9 protein-coding genes are annotated in these 16,697 nt (G+C 32.8%); 6 read left to right on the forward strand and 3 right to left on the reverse strand.

The genetic code is table 11. The annotated features are described in order from the left end of the window. Nucleotides 1-180: 180 nt before the first annotated feature. Complete coding sequence (locus CHRY9293_RS15650) at nt 181-696, forward strand: SRPBCC family protein (RefSeq protein ID WP_162033841.1); 516 nt, start codon at nt 181-183, stop codon at nt 694-696. Between the two features lie 5 nt (nt 697-701). Continuing rightward, complete coding sequence (locus CHRY9293_RS15655; RefSeq protein WP_162033842.1) at nt 702-1,817, forward strand: hypothetical protein; 1,116 nt, start codon at nt 702-704, stop codon at nt 1,815-1,817. Nucleotides 1,818-1,918: 101 nt separating this feature from the next. Here the strand turns inward: CHRY9293_RS15655 and CHRY9293_RS15660 are convergent, their stop codons facing one another. From CHRY9293_RS15660 to CHRY9293_RS15670, 3 genes are all read right to left on the reverse strand, one after another. Then, nucleotides 1,919-3,679 carry an amidohydrolase gene (locus tag CHRY9293_RS15660; protein ID WP_228455568.1) on the reverse strand — a complete coding sequence of 587 codons (1,761 nt, stop codon included), beginning with the start codon at nt 3,677-3,679 and terminating at the stop codon, nt 1,919-1,921. 189 nt (nt 3,680-3,868) lie between these two features. Continuing rightward, on the reverse strand, nt 3,869-5,305 hold the full coding sequence (locus CHRY9293_RS15665) for an amino acid permease (RefSeq protein ID WP_162033843.1): 1,437 nt from the start codon (nt 5,303-5,305) through the stop codon (nt 3,869-3,871). An 82-nt stretch (nt 5,306-5,387) separates the two neighbouring features. After that, nucleotides 5,388-5,681 (reverse strand): helix-turn-helix domain-containing protein, encoded by a 294-nt coding sequence (locus CHRY9293_RS15670; RefSeq protein WP_162033844.1) that lies wholly within the window; start codon nt 5,679-5,681, stop codon nt 5,388-5,390. Nucleotides 5,682-5,872: 191 nt separating this feature from the next. Here CHRY9293_RS15670 and ccoN point away from each other — a divergent pair, with 191 nt between their 5' ends. From ccoN to tamL, 4 genes are all read left to right on the forward strand, one after another. Beyond that, entirely contained in the window at nt 5,873-8,152 is a 2,280-nt protein-coding gene (gene ccoN / locus CHRY9293_RS15675; protein ID WP_162033845.1) for a cytochrome-c oxidase, cbb3-type subunit I, read from the forward strand. A gap of 19 nt (nt 8,153-8,171) precedes the next feature. Beyond that, nucleotides 8,172-9,059 (forward strand): cbb3-type cytochrome c oxidase N-terminal domain-containing protein, encoded by an 888-nt coding sequence (locus tag CHRY9293_RS15680; RefSeq protein ID WP_162033846.1) that lies wholly within the window; start codon nt 8,172-8,174, stop codon nt 9,057-9,059. A gap of 285 nt (nt 9,060-9,344) precedes the next feature. Beyond that, the gene (locus tag CHRY9293_RS15685) at nt 9,345-14,369 is read left to right on the forward strand and encodes a translocation/assembly module TamB domain-containing protein (protein WP_162033847.1); all 5,025 of its coding nucleotides are present in this window, start codon (nt 9,345-9,347) and stop codon (nt 14,367-14,369) included. After that, nucleotides 14,369-16,696, forward strand: coding sequence for a translocation and assembly module lipoprotein TamL (tamL, locus tag CHRY9293_RS15690; RefSeq protein WP_162033848.1), 2,328 nt, complete (start codon nt 14,369-14,371; stop codon nt 16,694-16,696). The genes CHRY9293_RS15685 and tamL overlap by 1 nt, the downstream gene beginning before the upstream one ends. Nucleotide 16,697: the final 1 nt, after the last annotated feature.

Consider the following 16,697-nt stretch of genomic DNA (forward strand, 5'->3'; position numbering starts at 1 on the left):
GGCTTTTAGTATATCAAAGTGTTCTACCAAAAATTCTGGAAGTAATAATTTAAGAAGTTCCTGATCATTTATCATAAAGCAAAGATAATAGTATTAAAAGTTCCCCCCAACTTTTGCGCCTGAGCCAACAAAAGTTGCAGATATCGAAAATTAATATAAATTTGTTATAAAATATACAGAATGATGAACTTAAAATTTATTTTAGGCACCATACTATGCCTAATCATCCTATTACTATTGATAGGACTATTCGCCAATAAAAAATATGATGTAAAAACCGAATTGGTTATCAATGCACCCATTGAAGATACTTGGAAAGTACTTACTGATTTTAAAAATATGCCAAAATGGAGCTCTTCATTACAAAACATTGAAGGAGATTTCAGGCCTGACGGCATGACTACCGTTACATTTCTCTTACAAGGCAAAGAAGTAAAGCCACAACATAAAATGGTAGGCTTTGTAGAAGGAAAAAGCTTTGGATGGAGTGATCCTTTTTATTTACATCTTTTTAAAGATAATCACAGTTATAAACTAGAAAAAATTGATGATTCTCATTGTAAAATAATACAGAGTGATGAAATAAAAGGAATCGGGGCTTTGTACCTAGGCTCATATATTCAAAAAGAGCTTTTAACAGTTTACAACACCTTTAATCAAGAGCTGAAAAAAGAGGTTGAAAAAAGAAAACAATAAACACTGTGAGAAATAAAGATCTTGTATGGATTTTAATCCCCATACTCGTCATTTTCAATACTTGGTTATGGCGTTTATCATCATTTAGTTATGAAGGAATTGGAACAGGCACCACCACAGATAGCTTTCATTATATCAAAATGGCAAAAAACCTACCTTATATAAAAGAAAGCCTTTTCCCTATTCTATATCCACTGTTTATTAAAATCACTAATTATTTTATTAATGATTATTACGTATCTACTAAAGTTATTGCAATTATAGTTATTATTTTTTGTTACACATTTACCTATTATAAAAATTTCTTTTGGAAAGAATTTTGGACATTATTATCACTACCGACCCTATTAGGGCTTTATTTTTTTTCCATGTCCGAGATTATATTGCTTCCATTATTACTATTACTGACTTATATAAACTATAATTATTTTAATAATAAAATTTCTGATAAGGTTTATACATATGGTAATATGGCTATCTTAACGTTAATGTGTATGACAAAATATTCAGCTCTTTTTATTCTGTTAGGGAGTTTTGTTTTTTCATGCTACCTTTTCTTTTACCGAAAAGAAAAATTCAAACCCTACTTTTTATCTGTTTTAGTCGCAGGTATAATAATAGGAGGATACCTCATGATGAATCATTTTTACACGGGTACATTCACAGGATACAGATTCCCTCCCATAAAGGAAAAAATGAATATTACCTATTCATTTTTTAATATTATATATATTCTTAACCCTATAATTATAGCAAGAGTATTCTTAGGATATACTATCAACTACATTATACTTGCATGTATCGATCTAATTGTTTTGTTTTTATATGTATGGATTGTAAGTAAAAACCTATTTAATAAAACCTCTCTTAAATTAGATGTAGCATTTTGTGTTATTAACAGTTTAGTTTTTCTTGCCTTCACCATTGCGACTTATTTTAATACCCACATCAATAACTTGAATGCAAGGTTACTTTTCCCTTACTTTTTTCTATTCCTCACAGCAGTAATTTTTTCTTTAAGAACTCATAAAAAAATATATAATCTATTATTTTTAATAGCTATTTTTAGTCTTATCGCTTCAATTTCTAATGGAATATATGAATACCTACAAATAGTATAAAACCCAACTAACAATATAAAACATATAAAATAAAATACTCCTATGATTGTGGGTTACTTCCACCATACATAGGAGTGTTTATTTTCAAGCAAATTAATCTATTATCTTTTAAATACTGATTTGCCTTCCTTGAAAGTTTCCATTACTTTAATATCCTTAATAGTTAATGGATCTACTTTAACTGGATTTTTATCCAAAATTACAAGATCTGCCTTTTTACCCTTCTCTATACTTCCTTTTTCATTTTCTTCGCCCCATTGCCAAGCAGCATTCATTGTAATAGCTTTAAGAGCTTCATAAGGACTAACCCTTTGCTCAGGACCAAGAATAAATCCCGACCTGGTTTTACGATTAACAGCCGCATATATAGCTGTAAGTAAATCAGGAGGTGTTACGGGTGAATCATGATGGATTGTAAATCGAACACCTTGGTCTAAACCTTCTTTAAGTGGGCTAATATGTGAAGCTCTATCTTTTCCTAATACACTGTTCATATGCCAATCTCCCCAAAGATAGCAATGGGTAGGAAACCAACTCGGCATAATACCAATTTCTTTAAAACGAGACACTTGATCCTTACGACAAACTTGGCTATGAACTAGCACACAACGCATGTCAGATGTCAAAAGACCTTCTTTTTTAAGACGTTCCATTAAGTTTAACCCTTCATCTATCGCTGCATCTCCATTACAATGCACATGAGCCTGCATTCCATGTGAGAATATATCTTTAAGCCCATTGTAGGCAGCCTCATGAGTATAAATTGGCTGTCCTTTAAAATCAGCGGATTCACCATCTGGTGGAACAAGATAAGGTTGAGTAAGCCAAGCTGATTTTCCTTGAGGAGATCCATCAAAAGTCATTTTTATGGCTCCGATTTTTACTCTGTTATGATATGTTTTATAGTATTTTTTATAAGATGTAAGACTATCTTTATTAGTATCATAGTCTGGCAGAATGATATAATCACCCTTTAATAAATTTTTATTATTAGCACCAAATACCAATTTAATACTTCCTGGATCTGGACGCCCATCACAAATGGTAGTTTGACCATTAGCAAACCATTCTTTTTCAGCAGCTAAAAGGCTTTTAAAAACATCATCCCCTGAAGGTTGAGGTAACTGCTTCACTACATAAAGCATGGAGTTCACATTCGCATTTTCAATCATTTTTCCGGTGAGTTGATGAGTTTTAGGATCTCTACCAATAACTCCCCCTTCTGGATCTGGTGTATCATAAGTAATCCCCATATTCTTTAACAATAAAGAATTGGCAACTCCCATATGTCCGGAGGTATGAAGAATATATATAGGATTTACCGTTGAAATTACATCTAACTCCTGAGCTGTAGGATGGCGATGTTCCTGCATAATAGCATCATCATATCCATTTCCCATCACTGGCATTCCTGGCGGTATTTTATTTTGTATAATAAAGTCCTTTATCGCTTTTTGCAGATCCGCAATCGACATTACCGTACCATAAGGCTCAGGCAAAAGATTAACAGCTGAAGACAATTGAGCATATAGTGACACATGTCCATGTGCATCAATAAAGCCAGGCATCAATGTTTGCCCTTTTAAATCAATTACTTGGGTAGAATCTCCTTTAAGATTCATGGCCTCTCCACGATTTCCTGTAAATAATATCTTTCCATCTTTTAAAGCCACCGCCTCAACATAGTCCGCCTTATCTCCAGCCATAGTAAGGATATCTCCGTTGATATAAATTGTATCAGCATTGTTACCTTTATTTGGTTTAGCACAAGATAATATTCCCAAGAGTATGGATAAATAAAAGATGTATAAAAGATGCGAGGGAAAGAAGTCAGAATTAGTTTCAATAAGTTTTGTTTTCATATGTTTTATTAAAATGTTTATTATAATGCCACATCATCCGAATCCAATTTCAAAAGAAAATAATGAGGTAAAACCTACATCACAATATAATGAATAAAAATAAATATATGACTAATAAAACTTAATATTTCGACTATTAATCTTCTACTATATGATATTTAATTCATAAAATACTAAATTAAACATAAATTATTCATTACTTTTATTTGGGTTATATAATTTATACATGGTAAACAAAAATGCTAACCATATTGGAATTAGGATGACCTGAATTCCCATTCCTGTAAAACACATCAGTACTGAAATAAGGCATAAAAATGCAATACATATATAGTTTGATATGGGATACAACAAAGAAGGAAATTTTGATTTAATATTAGATTTTACAATATCTTTTTTAAATTTAAGATGAGTATAAGATATCATAACCCAATTGATAACAAGACAAGATACCACCAAAGCCATTAAATATTCAAAAGCTTTCTCTGGAACAATTTTATTAATAATAATACAAATCCCAGCAAAACACGATGAAACAACAATCGCCTGAATAGGAACATGACTTTTGTTCAACTTCATAAGAAATTTAGGAGCGTAACCTTGTTGTGCTAGTCCAAAAAGCATTCTACTATTACTGTAAACACTGCTATTATAAACAGATAGGGCAGCTGTTAAGACAATTAAATTCAAAACATTGGCAATTAATGAATTAAACAAAACCGTCTTCCCAAATATATTAAATTCAAATCCATTTAGATTTTGAAATACCACTACAAATGGGCTTGTACCTTCTGTAATTTCTTTCCAAGGACTCAGTGAAAATAAAATAATTAATGCTCCAACATAAAATATTAAAATTCTGTAAATTACCTGATTGGTGGCTTTTGGTATTGTAGATTCAGGATTTTTAGCTTCTGCTGCAGTAATACCAATTAATTCTAACCCTCCAAAAGAAAACATAATCATGGCCATCGCAGCAAAAAGACCAGAAAATCCATTTTCTGTTTTATTAAATAAACCTTTTGGAAAAAATCCTCCATCATTCCATAAGTTTTCAATACTGGCTTTATCTCCTCCGGTTCCACTTATGAGTAAATAAACTCCGAAAACGATCATCGAAATAATGGCCACCACTTTTATAATCGAAAACCAAAATTCAGTTTCTCCATAGACTTTTACAGAAGCTAAATTAAGGGCAGTAATTAATATAAAAAAGAATAAACTGGAAACCCAGAGAGGAATTTCCGGCCACCAAAAATGAACATAATGTCCAATTGCTGTAAGTTCGGCCATACTAACAAGAATATAAAGAATCCAATAATTCCAACCAGAAGCAAACCCAGGAAAACGTCCCCAATATTTATAAGCAAAATAGCTAAAGCTTCCTGAAACCGGTTCATGAACGACCATTTCTCCAAGTTGACGCATAATAAAAAATGCTATAATTCCTGCTAAAGCATATCCTAAAATAACCGAAGGACCAGCTAAAACAGCAGCTGGGCCAATTCCAAGAAATAATCCAGTTCCAATGGCACCTCCCAGTGCAATTAACTGAATATGTCTGTTAGTAAGTCCCCTAGATAGGGATTCGTTTTCGTTTTGTGTTTTTTTATTTTCCTGATTCATATTGAATTATTAAATATATATAAAACAAATTAAAGCTTGTTTATATATTTTGTCCATTATTTACTCTATTATTGCCTAAATATTATAAATACTCGTCGGGTATAGAAATATTGTTTCTCTTTAAATAAGATACAAGATCGAGGTATTTATTTTTATAATCATTCGTTCCACATTTATCTGAAATACTGCAAATATCTGAAGGTTTAATTTCTAAAATAGCAGATATTTTTGTTAAAATCTCTAAATTAATCTTCACTTTGGCATTTTCAATATCAGAATATGCTTTTTGGGAAATTCCCATTTCAAAAGCCATGTATTCCTGACTAAAATCTTTACTCCTCCGGATTTGACGTATATTTTGACCACATATTTTCATTGCAATAAGTTTAGTAGTTTTTGGTATAAGTTAGAAGTAAATCTATTAGGATTTGGCAAAGTTAGCGAATACCTTTGGCAAAACATTACAATCATAATATGATTTTTATCCAATATTAATAAAATCAAATCAGGTAACAAGGATTTCTTTTGAACGTACAACACCACTCCGATAACAATATAATTGGAACTATGAAGACTCAACAATTTAGATATGACAATTCTATTGTCAGAGCATTTTTATACGCTACTATTGCATTTGGGATCGTAGGTTTTATTTTAGGCCTTACGGCAGCTTTAATGCTTTTCTATCCTGAACTTCCGGAATTTTTATTTGGAACGGATGATACTACTATTCAAAGTTTAAGAAGTGGTAATATCCAAGGTTTAATTAATACGCAAGGAGCATTAGGTTTTGGAAGAATCAGAATGCTACATACAAGTGCTGTTATTTTTGCCTTTGTATGCAATTCTTTCTTCTGTGGAGCTTATTATAGTTTGCAGAGGTTATTAAAAACAAGAATATACAGTGATACTCTTTCCTGGATCCATTTTTGGACTTGGCAAATTATGATTATCAGTGTGGTCATTACATTTTTATTAGGAATCAATACTTCCAAAGAATATGCTGAACATGAATGGCCTATCGACATATTAATTACCATTTCATGGGTAGTTTTTGGAATCAATATGTTCGGAACCATTGCTAAAAGAAGAGTAAGACATCTGTATGTAGCTATTTGGTTCTATATTGGAACTTGGATCGCTGTAGCCATGCTTCATATCTTCAATAATTTAGAAGTTCCATTATCTTTTACAGGCTGGAAATCTTATTCCATATATGCCGGAGCTAAAGATGCTCTCGTACAATGGTGGTATGGTCATAATGCGGTAGCATTTGTATTAACGACCCCTGTTTTAGGTTTAATGTACTATTTCCTACCTAAAGCTGCGGATAGACCTGTATTCTCTTATAAATTATCTATTATTCACTTTTGGTCATTGATTTTTGTATATCTGTGGGCTGGCCCTCACCACCTTCAATATACAGCTCTTCCGGCATGGGCTCAAGCAGTAGGAACTGGATTCTCCATCATGCTTATTGCTCCATCATGGGGAGGAATGCTTAATGGACTTTTAACATTAAGAGGTGCTTGGGATAAAGTAAGAGAAAATCCAATCCTTAAATTCTTTGTCGTGGCTGTAACTTGTTACGGTATGGCCACCTTTGAAGGTCCTCTATTAGCCACAAAATCTTTAAATAAAATAGGACATTATACAGACTGGGTAATTGGCCACGTACATTTAGGGGCTCTAGGATGGAATGGATTTATGGCATTTGGGGTTATCTATTATCTTGTACCTATATTATGGAGAACAAAACTTTACTCTGTAAAATTAGCGAACTGGCATTTTTGGCTAGGAACCTTAGGTATTATCTTCTATGCTATTCCTATGTATATTTCAGGGTTTACTCAGGGATTAATGTGGAAACAGTTTAATCCGGATGGAACTTTAGTTTGGAAAAACTGGTTAGACACAGTGACTGCTATTATTCCTTATTTCAAAATGAGATTCTTTGGAGGTATTCTATACTTATGTGGAGCAATTTTAATGGTAGTAAATGTTATTAAAACGATAAAAGCCGGAGTATTTCAAAAAGAAGTCTCAGCAGAAGCCCCAGCATTAGCCCATATAGGAAACGTAAGAAAAGAAGGCGAAGCAATACATCTATGGTTAGAAAGAACTCCAAAATTACTTTCCATTCTGGCATTTATTACAGTAGCTATAGGAGGTATGGTCGAAATAATTCCGACTCTAGCTCTTAAGCAAAGCGTCCCTACTATCTCTGCTGTAAAACCCTATTCCCCTTTGGAATTAGAAGGTAGAGATCTTTATATCCGTGAAGGTTGTAATTCTTGCCATTCCCAAATGATAAGACCTTTCCGTGATGAAGTGGTAAGATTTGAGGGAAAAAACGGTCAATATTCAAAAGCGGGAGAATTTGTATATGACAGACCTTTTTTATGGGGTTCTAAAAGAACAGGGCCTGATCTCCAAAGAGAAGGTGGGCGTAATCCGGATTCATGGCATTTCAAACATATGTATAATCCAAGGATCACTTCTGCCGGTTCCATTATGCCTCGTTTTCCATGGTTAATAACCAATGTACTAGATCGATCTCAAATGGTGAATAAAATGAAGCTAATGAAAAACTCATTTGCCGTTCCTTACACCAAAGCAGAAATAGATTCTGCAGATCAATGGGCTAATAACCAAGCACAAGGGATTGTGAAAAAAATATATTCTGAAGCTAACGATATAAAAGATCAAATGGAAAAAGAAAAAGGAGAAAAAGGAGTTTCTTTTATTCCTCTCGAACAAAGAGAAATCATTGCCATGATCGCCTACCTTCAAAGATTAGGAACAGATATCAAAACGACTCAGACTCAAACGGCTAGCATCGACTAATTAAGTAAATTGTATTAAGATGAAAACGAGAACTCCCATTTCTGTACATATCGCTATAACAATAGGATTAACTATTATGGCCTTCGAAATGTTCGCTCATGACTCGGATTATTTCTCTTCTCCCTTCTTCTGGGCTTTACTACTGATCACGATCATTCTCTTATTCATCATGAATTCCATAGGAGATTTGGTTGAGAATGAAAGATTCAACAGATTATCTGAAGAAGAAAAAAAGCAATATCTGAAAGAAAAAAATGTTTCCTATCTGCAAAAACTATGGAATTCGGCTTTTAAGAAACAATCGGAAACTGAAGAAAAAGATATTTTGATTGATCATGGATTTGACGGAATTACCGAACTGGACAACTCATTGCCCAAATGGTGGATCGGACTTTTTTGGTTCGGATGTATTTTCTGTGTTATCTATTTATTGGCCTTTTCTTTTACCGATTACGCTCATCCTGATAAAGAATATGATCACGAAACTAAAACAATGTTGGCATCTATAAATGAATATGAAAAAAATGCACCTCAGATTAATCTCGAAACTGCTAAATATAATGCAGACCATATAGCAGAAGGTGAAGAACTTTTCAAAACTAATTGTGTAACATGTCATGGAGAAAAAGGAAAAGGAGGTATTGGGCCTAATCTTACCGATACTCACTGGATTAATATCAAAGAAAAAAGTTTATTTAAAAATGTCTTTTGGATGCTTGAAAATGGTTCTCCTAATAATCCTGCTATGAGACCCTTTATTAAAGAAGGTACAATTACAGGGCGTGATGCTGAAAAAATAGCCGCCTACGTATATCATATTAATCAAGAGGTTGCTCCCATTACACCAGTCCATGGAGGAGCCGCTCCACAAGGTCAGGATATCAAATGGGAAAATGGAAATGACTAAAAATTAAATATATGAATTAAACCATGCCAAGCCCCTTTATAAGTAGACTAACATTTTTCATTTTTTAAAACCTTTTCAACCACAAAAAATGAATAAAGGGGATGGCTTTTTTTAAAAAGCTAAAAATCTGAACCTTGGTTGTTTTTATCAACTGATTCACTTGACAAAACTTAACTAAATTCCATAAAAAGACAGCCAAGGCAGGATTTTCGCATTCTCAAAGGGGATAAAAAACAAACAAATTATAATTTTACTTTATTATATTTGTCACAAACCCCATCACAATTGAAAATTAATAAGCGAAAACTCTTAAAGCGTATAACAATACCTCTAATTTCACTATTAGTTTTATTAATACTGCTCATATTTAGCTTACAGCTTCCTGTTGTTCAAAATTATATCAAGGACAAACTTATTGTTTATCTAGAAAAAAAAATACATACTAAAGTTAGCCTTGAGAAGGTATATATAGGCTTTCCCAATAGCCTCATCCTGGAAAACTTGTATTTAAAAGGCCAGAAGGTTGATACATTACTATCCGTAAAAAAACTTGATGTAGGATTAAATATGCTTAAATTAATTAATTCAAAAGCAGATTTAACCTCTATCGATATGGAAGGCGTCCGTGCTAATGTAGTTCGAAAGCCTGATGGAAAATTCAACTTTGATTATATTATTGATGCTTTTGCAACAAATGACAAAGAAGAAAGCCCATCAAAACCATTTATCATTTCTTTGGATAAAATTCACCTTAAAGATATTGGAGTTACATTCAATGATCAACAGTCTAAAAATGACATTAAATTATATTTCAATTCCTTTGATACAAGAGTAAAAACTTTCGATTTACAAAAAAACACATATGCAGTCAATGACATTAATCTTGATGGATTAAAGTTGAAGCTTAAACAAGATCTCATAGAGGAAGTTTCTAAAAATATTGAGAAAAAAGTAGATTCTCTTAATGCTCAAAAACCCATGAAAATTGGATTAAGAGGAATTAAACTCACTAATTTTAATATTGATTATACTGATAACAATACCCGAACGTTTGCCCAAGTTTTATTTAAAGAATTAAGCTCGAAAGTGAATAAACTCGATTTAGAAAATAATGCTTATGACATTTCAAATATTGTTCTTTCAGGTGCTCATATTAATGCAAACCTCTATCTTCCCACACAAAACCCGCAATCAGAAAAAAATAAAGAAGCATCAGATTCTATTTCTATTTCAGATCCAAAAAAATCACCTCAACTTATATTAGGTAAACTTGTATTGAATGACGTAAAAGCCTTCTATAATAATACGGCCATCACACCTACAAAACAGGGAATGGATTTTAACCATCTGAATTTTTCAAAAATGAATGTGGAAGTCCGAAACTTTACCATGAAGAATAATACGTTTTCGGGAACCGTCAATTCTGCAGAAGTTCGAGAAGCAAGAGGGTTAGATATTCAAAAATTCAATACAGATTTTGCATATACTGATAAAGAAGCTTATCTCAAAGATCTTTATCTTCAAACGCCAAATACATTACTAAGAGATGAGATTATTTTGCATTATGATTCTATTGAACAACTAAATTCAAATTTGGGAGCGGTAAAAATATCAGCCCACATAAAAGAATCAAAAGTTGGTTTTTCTGACATTTTAAATCTAGCACCTGCTTTACGAAATACACCTCCATTCAATAGATATCCGAATACTTCTTTGAATATCAACACCCATATATTAGGGACTGTAAATGATCTTTTTATTGAAGATTTTAAGGCTTCAGGTATAGATCAGCTAAGAGTTGCAGCAGTAGGAAGAATTAAAAATGTAATGAATCCTGATCAATTGTATTACGATCTAAAGATTAATGAATTATCATCGACAGGAAAAACAATTTTCAATATAGTACCAAAGAATACCATTCCACCAAATATTTCTTTGCCTTCTCATTTCAGTATTAAAGGAAATGCAAAAGGTACTACAAAAGTTATCGATACAGATCTGAATCTCTACTCTACTCTTGGAAACGCATCCCTTATCGCCCAAGTAGACATGAGAAGGAAAAATCATGAATTATATGATATAAAAGCCAATCTCCAAGGATTACAGATAGGTCAAATCATCCAAAACAAAGATATCGGGCCTATATCAGGTCAAATTTCAGCAAAAGGAGAAGGTTTTGATTTCAAAAGTGCAAAGGCTGATCTAAAAGGTTATATAGCATCAGCAGTTTATCAAGGGTATCGTTACCAGAATATGAATGTAAGTGGTACAATAAATCATGGAGTATATGATATTCTGTTGGATTCAAAAGATCCTAATGCCAATGTAAAGCTCATTGCTTCCGGAATCTATAATGAGAAAAATCCTACCGTAAAATTCAATGGAGAAATCACCAAGCTTGATATCAATAAACTTGGATTTTATAAAGATCCTATGATCTTAGCCGGAAAAATTGAGGGTGATTTTGTTAACCTTGATCCTAATCATTTAAATGGATCTCTCAATCTTCAGAATTTTGCATTTTCCGACACAAAAGAGGTATATCCTATTCAGGAAATACATTTAAAAGCAAAATCAACAAGTGACTCTACTCAAATAGTTTTCAATTCTCAGATTGCCGATATTGAACTTATCGGAAAATATAAACTTACACAAATATTCGGATCATTAACGCAAACGTTTAACCAGTATTATCAATTTCAAAAACCAGACAGGACACAAAAAATTGATGCGGGACAGTTTTTTACGTTCAATGCAAAGATTAAAAATGATGACTTAATTCGAAAATTTGTGCCTGAGCTAAAGAGTTTTGAAACAATAACTTTAACTGGAAATTATGATGCCGATTCTCAGAAAATTGAAATTGATGGTCAAATTCCACAATTGTTGTATGGTGAAAATTCCATAGAAAATACTTCTTTGAAAATTACTAATGAAAATAAAGCTATACAATACAATCTGAATGTAGCCTCTTTAAAAAGTTCAAGTTTCTCTTTAAATAAAGTAAATATCAATGGAGATGTGGCTGATAATATTATTAATTATAATATCACTACAAAAGATTCAAAAGATGTTACTCAGTTTCTCATCGCAGGAAATGCGAAATCTATTAATGATATTACGGAAATTTCTCTTAATCCCAATGGTTTAAAATTAAACTATTCAGACTGGATGGTTTCCGAAAATAATAAAATCCAGATCAGCAATAAAGGTATTTCGGCCAATAACTTCAGACTTTCCAATGAAGGAAGTGAAATTTTCCTACAATCTGAAACTGAATCTCCAAATAGTCCTCTGAATGTATCTATAAAGGATTTCAAAATAGAAACCATTACAGAGCTTATCAAAAAAGATACTCTTCTAGCCGGAGGGACCATTAATGGCACTGCACAGCTGAGAGATATAACAAAAAACATGACCTTTACTTCAGATATACAGATTTCGGAATTGGAAGTCTATGAAAATCCGATCGGAAATCTTGCTATAAAAGTCAACAATACCTCAACTAATCTTCTTAATGCAAACATCATCCTTTCTGGAAATAATAATGATGTGAAAATTCTGGGAGATTATAACACTTCTTCAGGGACATTTGACTTAAATATGGCAATTAATCAACTTCAAATGAAAAGCGCCCAAGGATTTTCAATGAATACCATTACCAATGCTGAAGGTTATCTCTCAGGAAATTTAAAAATTACAGGAACCACTGAAAATCCCAATATTTTAGGAAAAATAAAATTTAATGAGGTAGGTTTAGAAATTACTAAAACAGGTAGTGATTTCCGAAAAATTAATGACGAAATTGATTTTACCAACCAAGGCATAGAATTTAATCAGTTTAAAATTAATGATAAAGATGGAAATGCTCTTGTATTAAATGGACAAATCTTAACAAAAACATACCGAGATTTTGCCTTTAATTTAGATGTCAACGCCAAAGATTTTAAAGTGGTTAATTCAGAAAAGTCCGATGACGCCATGATGTATGGAACGCTTGCCATTAATGCAGGTTTACACATCAGAGGAAATTTAGATTTACCTAAAGTTGATGGAAGACTTGCTATTGGAGATACTACTGATTTTACATTCGTGCTTCCTCAATCTTCTCCATCTTTACAAGAAAGAGATGGAATTGTTGAATTTATTGATCAAGATCAGGTGGTTTTGAATAAGACCCTTAAAGCAGATTCTATAAATACTCAAAGTAAAATAAAAGGTATGGATGTGAGTGTAAATATAGAAGTACATAAAGATGCTAAATTATCTTTGATCATCGATAAAGCCAACGGAGATTTCGTAAAACTACAAGGAGAAGCAGAATTAACCGGAGGAATTGATCCCTCAGGAAAAACTACTCTTGTCGGGGTATATGAAGTTGAATCTGGGAGCTATGAACTTTCTGTAAGCATGCTGAAGCGTAAATTTGATATTCAAAAAGGAAGTACTATCACTTGGACAGGAGAACCTACCATGGCTATTATGGATATCACTGCTATATATAAAGTGGAAGCAGCACCAATCGATCTCGTGGAACAACAGATGAGTAGTGAAAGTGCCACAACCATGAATCAATTCAAGCAAAGAATACCTTTCAACACCTTACTAAAAATGAAAGGAGAACTGCTAAAGCCGGAAATAACATTTGATATTACTACAGACGAAAAAAACAATTCCGTTTCTTCGACAGTAACTGATATTGTTGATCAAAAGCTTACCCAGCTCAGAACTCAGGAGTCAGAAATGAATAAACAGGTTTTTGCATTATTGCTCTTGAATCGATTTATTGGAGACAATCCTTTTGAATCGAGTGCAGGCGTTTCTGCAGAAGCAATGGCAAGACAAAGTGTAAGTAAAATTCTTTCACAACAGCTGAACAATTTGGCTTCCGGACTTATTAAAGGTGTTGATTTAAATTTTGATCTTGAATCTTCCGAAGATTATTCAACAGGAGAAAAAAATACAAGAACAGATCTAAATGTTGATGTGAGTAAAAAGCTATTGAATGATCGATTGAAGGTTTCAGTGGGAAGTAATTTTGGTTTAGAAGGAGAAGCCCGACAAAATGAAAACATGACTAATATCGCAGGGGATGTAACAGTAGACTATAGTCTTTCTAAAGATGGAAGATATACCCTGCGTGCTTATCGTAAAAATGAATATCAAGTGGCCCTGCAAGGACAAATTGTGGAAACAGGTATTGGATTCATTATAACATTAGATTATGACAAATTTCGGGATATTTTCCAAAAGTCTAAGAAAAAAAGACAAAGAAATAATTCACAAAATCAAGTGGTAGAATTTAAATAATGAAAAATAATTGGCAAACTTATTTTAGATACTTTTTCACTTCCGGAGTGGTGTCGATCATTCTTTCATGTAGTAATACAAAATACTTGAAAGAGGGACAAATGTTGTATACGGGTGCAACAATCAATATTAAAAATGAGACGATTTCTAAAAAAGAAAAGAAAGCTCTACAGTCTGATCTGGAAGCTAATCTTACTCCAAAACCCAACTCAACATTTTTAGGATTAAGACCCAAATTATTTTTCTACAATATTGCTAAGGAACCCAAAAAAGAAAAAGGGTTTAATTATTGGCTAAAATATAAAATGGGAGAGAAACCCGTTTTACTAGCAGATGTAGACAAAAAATTCAACCAAGATATCATTCAAAATTATTCTGAAAATAAAGGATACTTCAATGCAAAAGTAACCTATGATACTATTTCTAAAAATAAAAGAGCTCAAATTATTTATAGCTTACAACCAGGAGCAAGATATTTGATCAGCAGTGTTGTTTTTCAAAAAGATTCAACCCTTGTTAATCAAGAAATTCAAAAATTAAGTAATAAAACGTTACTTAAAACCGGAAGACCTTTTGATCTTGATATTATTAAAGCTGAAAGAGAAAGAATTGACAATGGCTTAAAAGAAAGAGGGTTTTACTATTTTCATCCCAATAATATCATCATTCAAGCAGACAGTACTGTCAGTAAAAATCATACTGTGGAGCTTAATGTAAAATTAAAAGACAATACTCCTACTCTCGCAACACAACAATTTAGCATCAACAAAATAGTAGTATTTCCCAATTACAATATGAGTGATGTAAGAAAGGGAAAATACAAAATACCCATGAACACGGATTCCCTTACTAAATATGCTCATAATGATATATATATAATTGATCCACAACACAAATTCAAACCAAAAATCTTTGATAGAGCCTTATATTTTAAAACGGGAGAAGTATACAATCGTGCCGACCATAATCTTACCTTAAATCGTTTAATTAGCTTAGGTGTTTTCAAGTTTGTAAAAAATGAATTCGTTGTTGCTGATTCGTTACAACATACATTTGATGCCTATTATCTACTTACTCCTAGAGAAATACAATCCCTTCGCTTGGAGGCCTTGGGAAGAACCAATTCTGCTAACTATGCAGGAAGTGAAGTAAACCTTAACTGGACCCATAGAAACTTTTTCCGTGGTGCTGAACAACTCAAAACTTCTGTGTATGGCGCATTTGATGTACAAGTCGGAGGACCGGAAAATGCTAAAAATCTTTTTCGTGCCGGCGTAAATACTCAACTTTCTATTCCAAGAATTGTTGCCCCTTTTAAATTTCATTCGTCAAGTGCTTTTGTTCCTAGAACTAATATTACGTTAGGATATGAATTTCAAAACCGTACGCAATATTACACCCTTAATACATTCAGCGGATCTTTTGGATATCTTTGGAAAGAAAATGCACGAAAAGAGCATGATTTAAAAATATTAGACATTACGTACGTTGCCCCGGCTAAAGTAACCCCACTCTACGATTCTATCGCACTAAAAAGTGATGCTATGCAGCGAGTAGTTGAAAAACAATTAATTTTCGGCCCAACTTACTCCTACACTTATACCAATACCATGTTACAAAAGCCCAATACAATCTATTATAAAGGGACTCTTGATTTAGCAGGAAATCTTACAGGATTGTTAAGTGGTGCCAATACAAAAAAAGGAAAAGAAAAAACAATTTTTGGAGTTCCGTTTAGTCAATACGCAAAAATTGAAAACGACTTTAGATTCTATCATAAATTTAATGAAAAAACATCTTTAGCAACGAGATTTATAGCAGGCCTTGCCTATCCTTATGGAAATTCAGAACACATCCCCTTTTCACGACAATTTTTTTCTGGAGGGAGTAATAGTATTAGAGCCTTCCGAGCCCGCACTTTAGGTCCTGGTAGTTTTGACCCTAGAACTATTGAAGAAGGATATTACTTTGATCAATCCGGAGATGTTAAATTAGAGCTAAATGCCGAATATCGTGCTAATCTTTATAAATTCCTCAATGTTGCTGTCTTTGCTGATGCCGGAAATATCTGGCTTATCAACGAAGATAAACAAAGACCCGGCGCCAAATTCTCTAAAGAATTTTTGAGTGAAATTGCCGTAGGAGCAGGGGTTGGACTTAGACTGGATTTTTCTATTTTGATATTAAGACTTGATTTAGCAATGCCATTAAGAGTTCCTTACTATCCGAAGAATGATAGATGGGTACTTAACAAAATTAATTTTGGAGACTCCAATTGGAGAAAAGATAATCTTATACTAAATATAGCAATCGGATATCCTTTTTAAT

Origin of the sequence: Chryseobacterium potabilaquae (genome assembly GCF_902728265.1) — a bacterium.
GTDB lineage: Bacteria > Bacteroidota > Bacteroidia > Flavobacteriales > Weeksellaceae > Chryseobacterium > Chryseobacterium potabilaquae.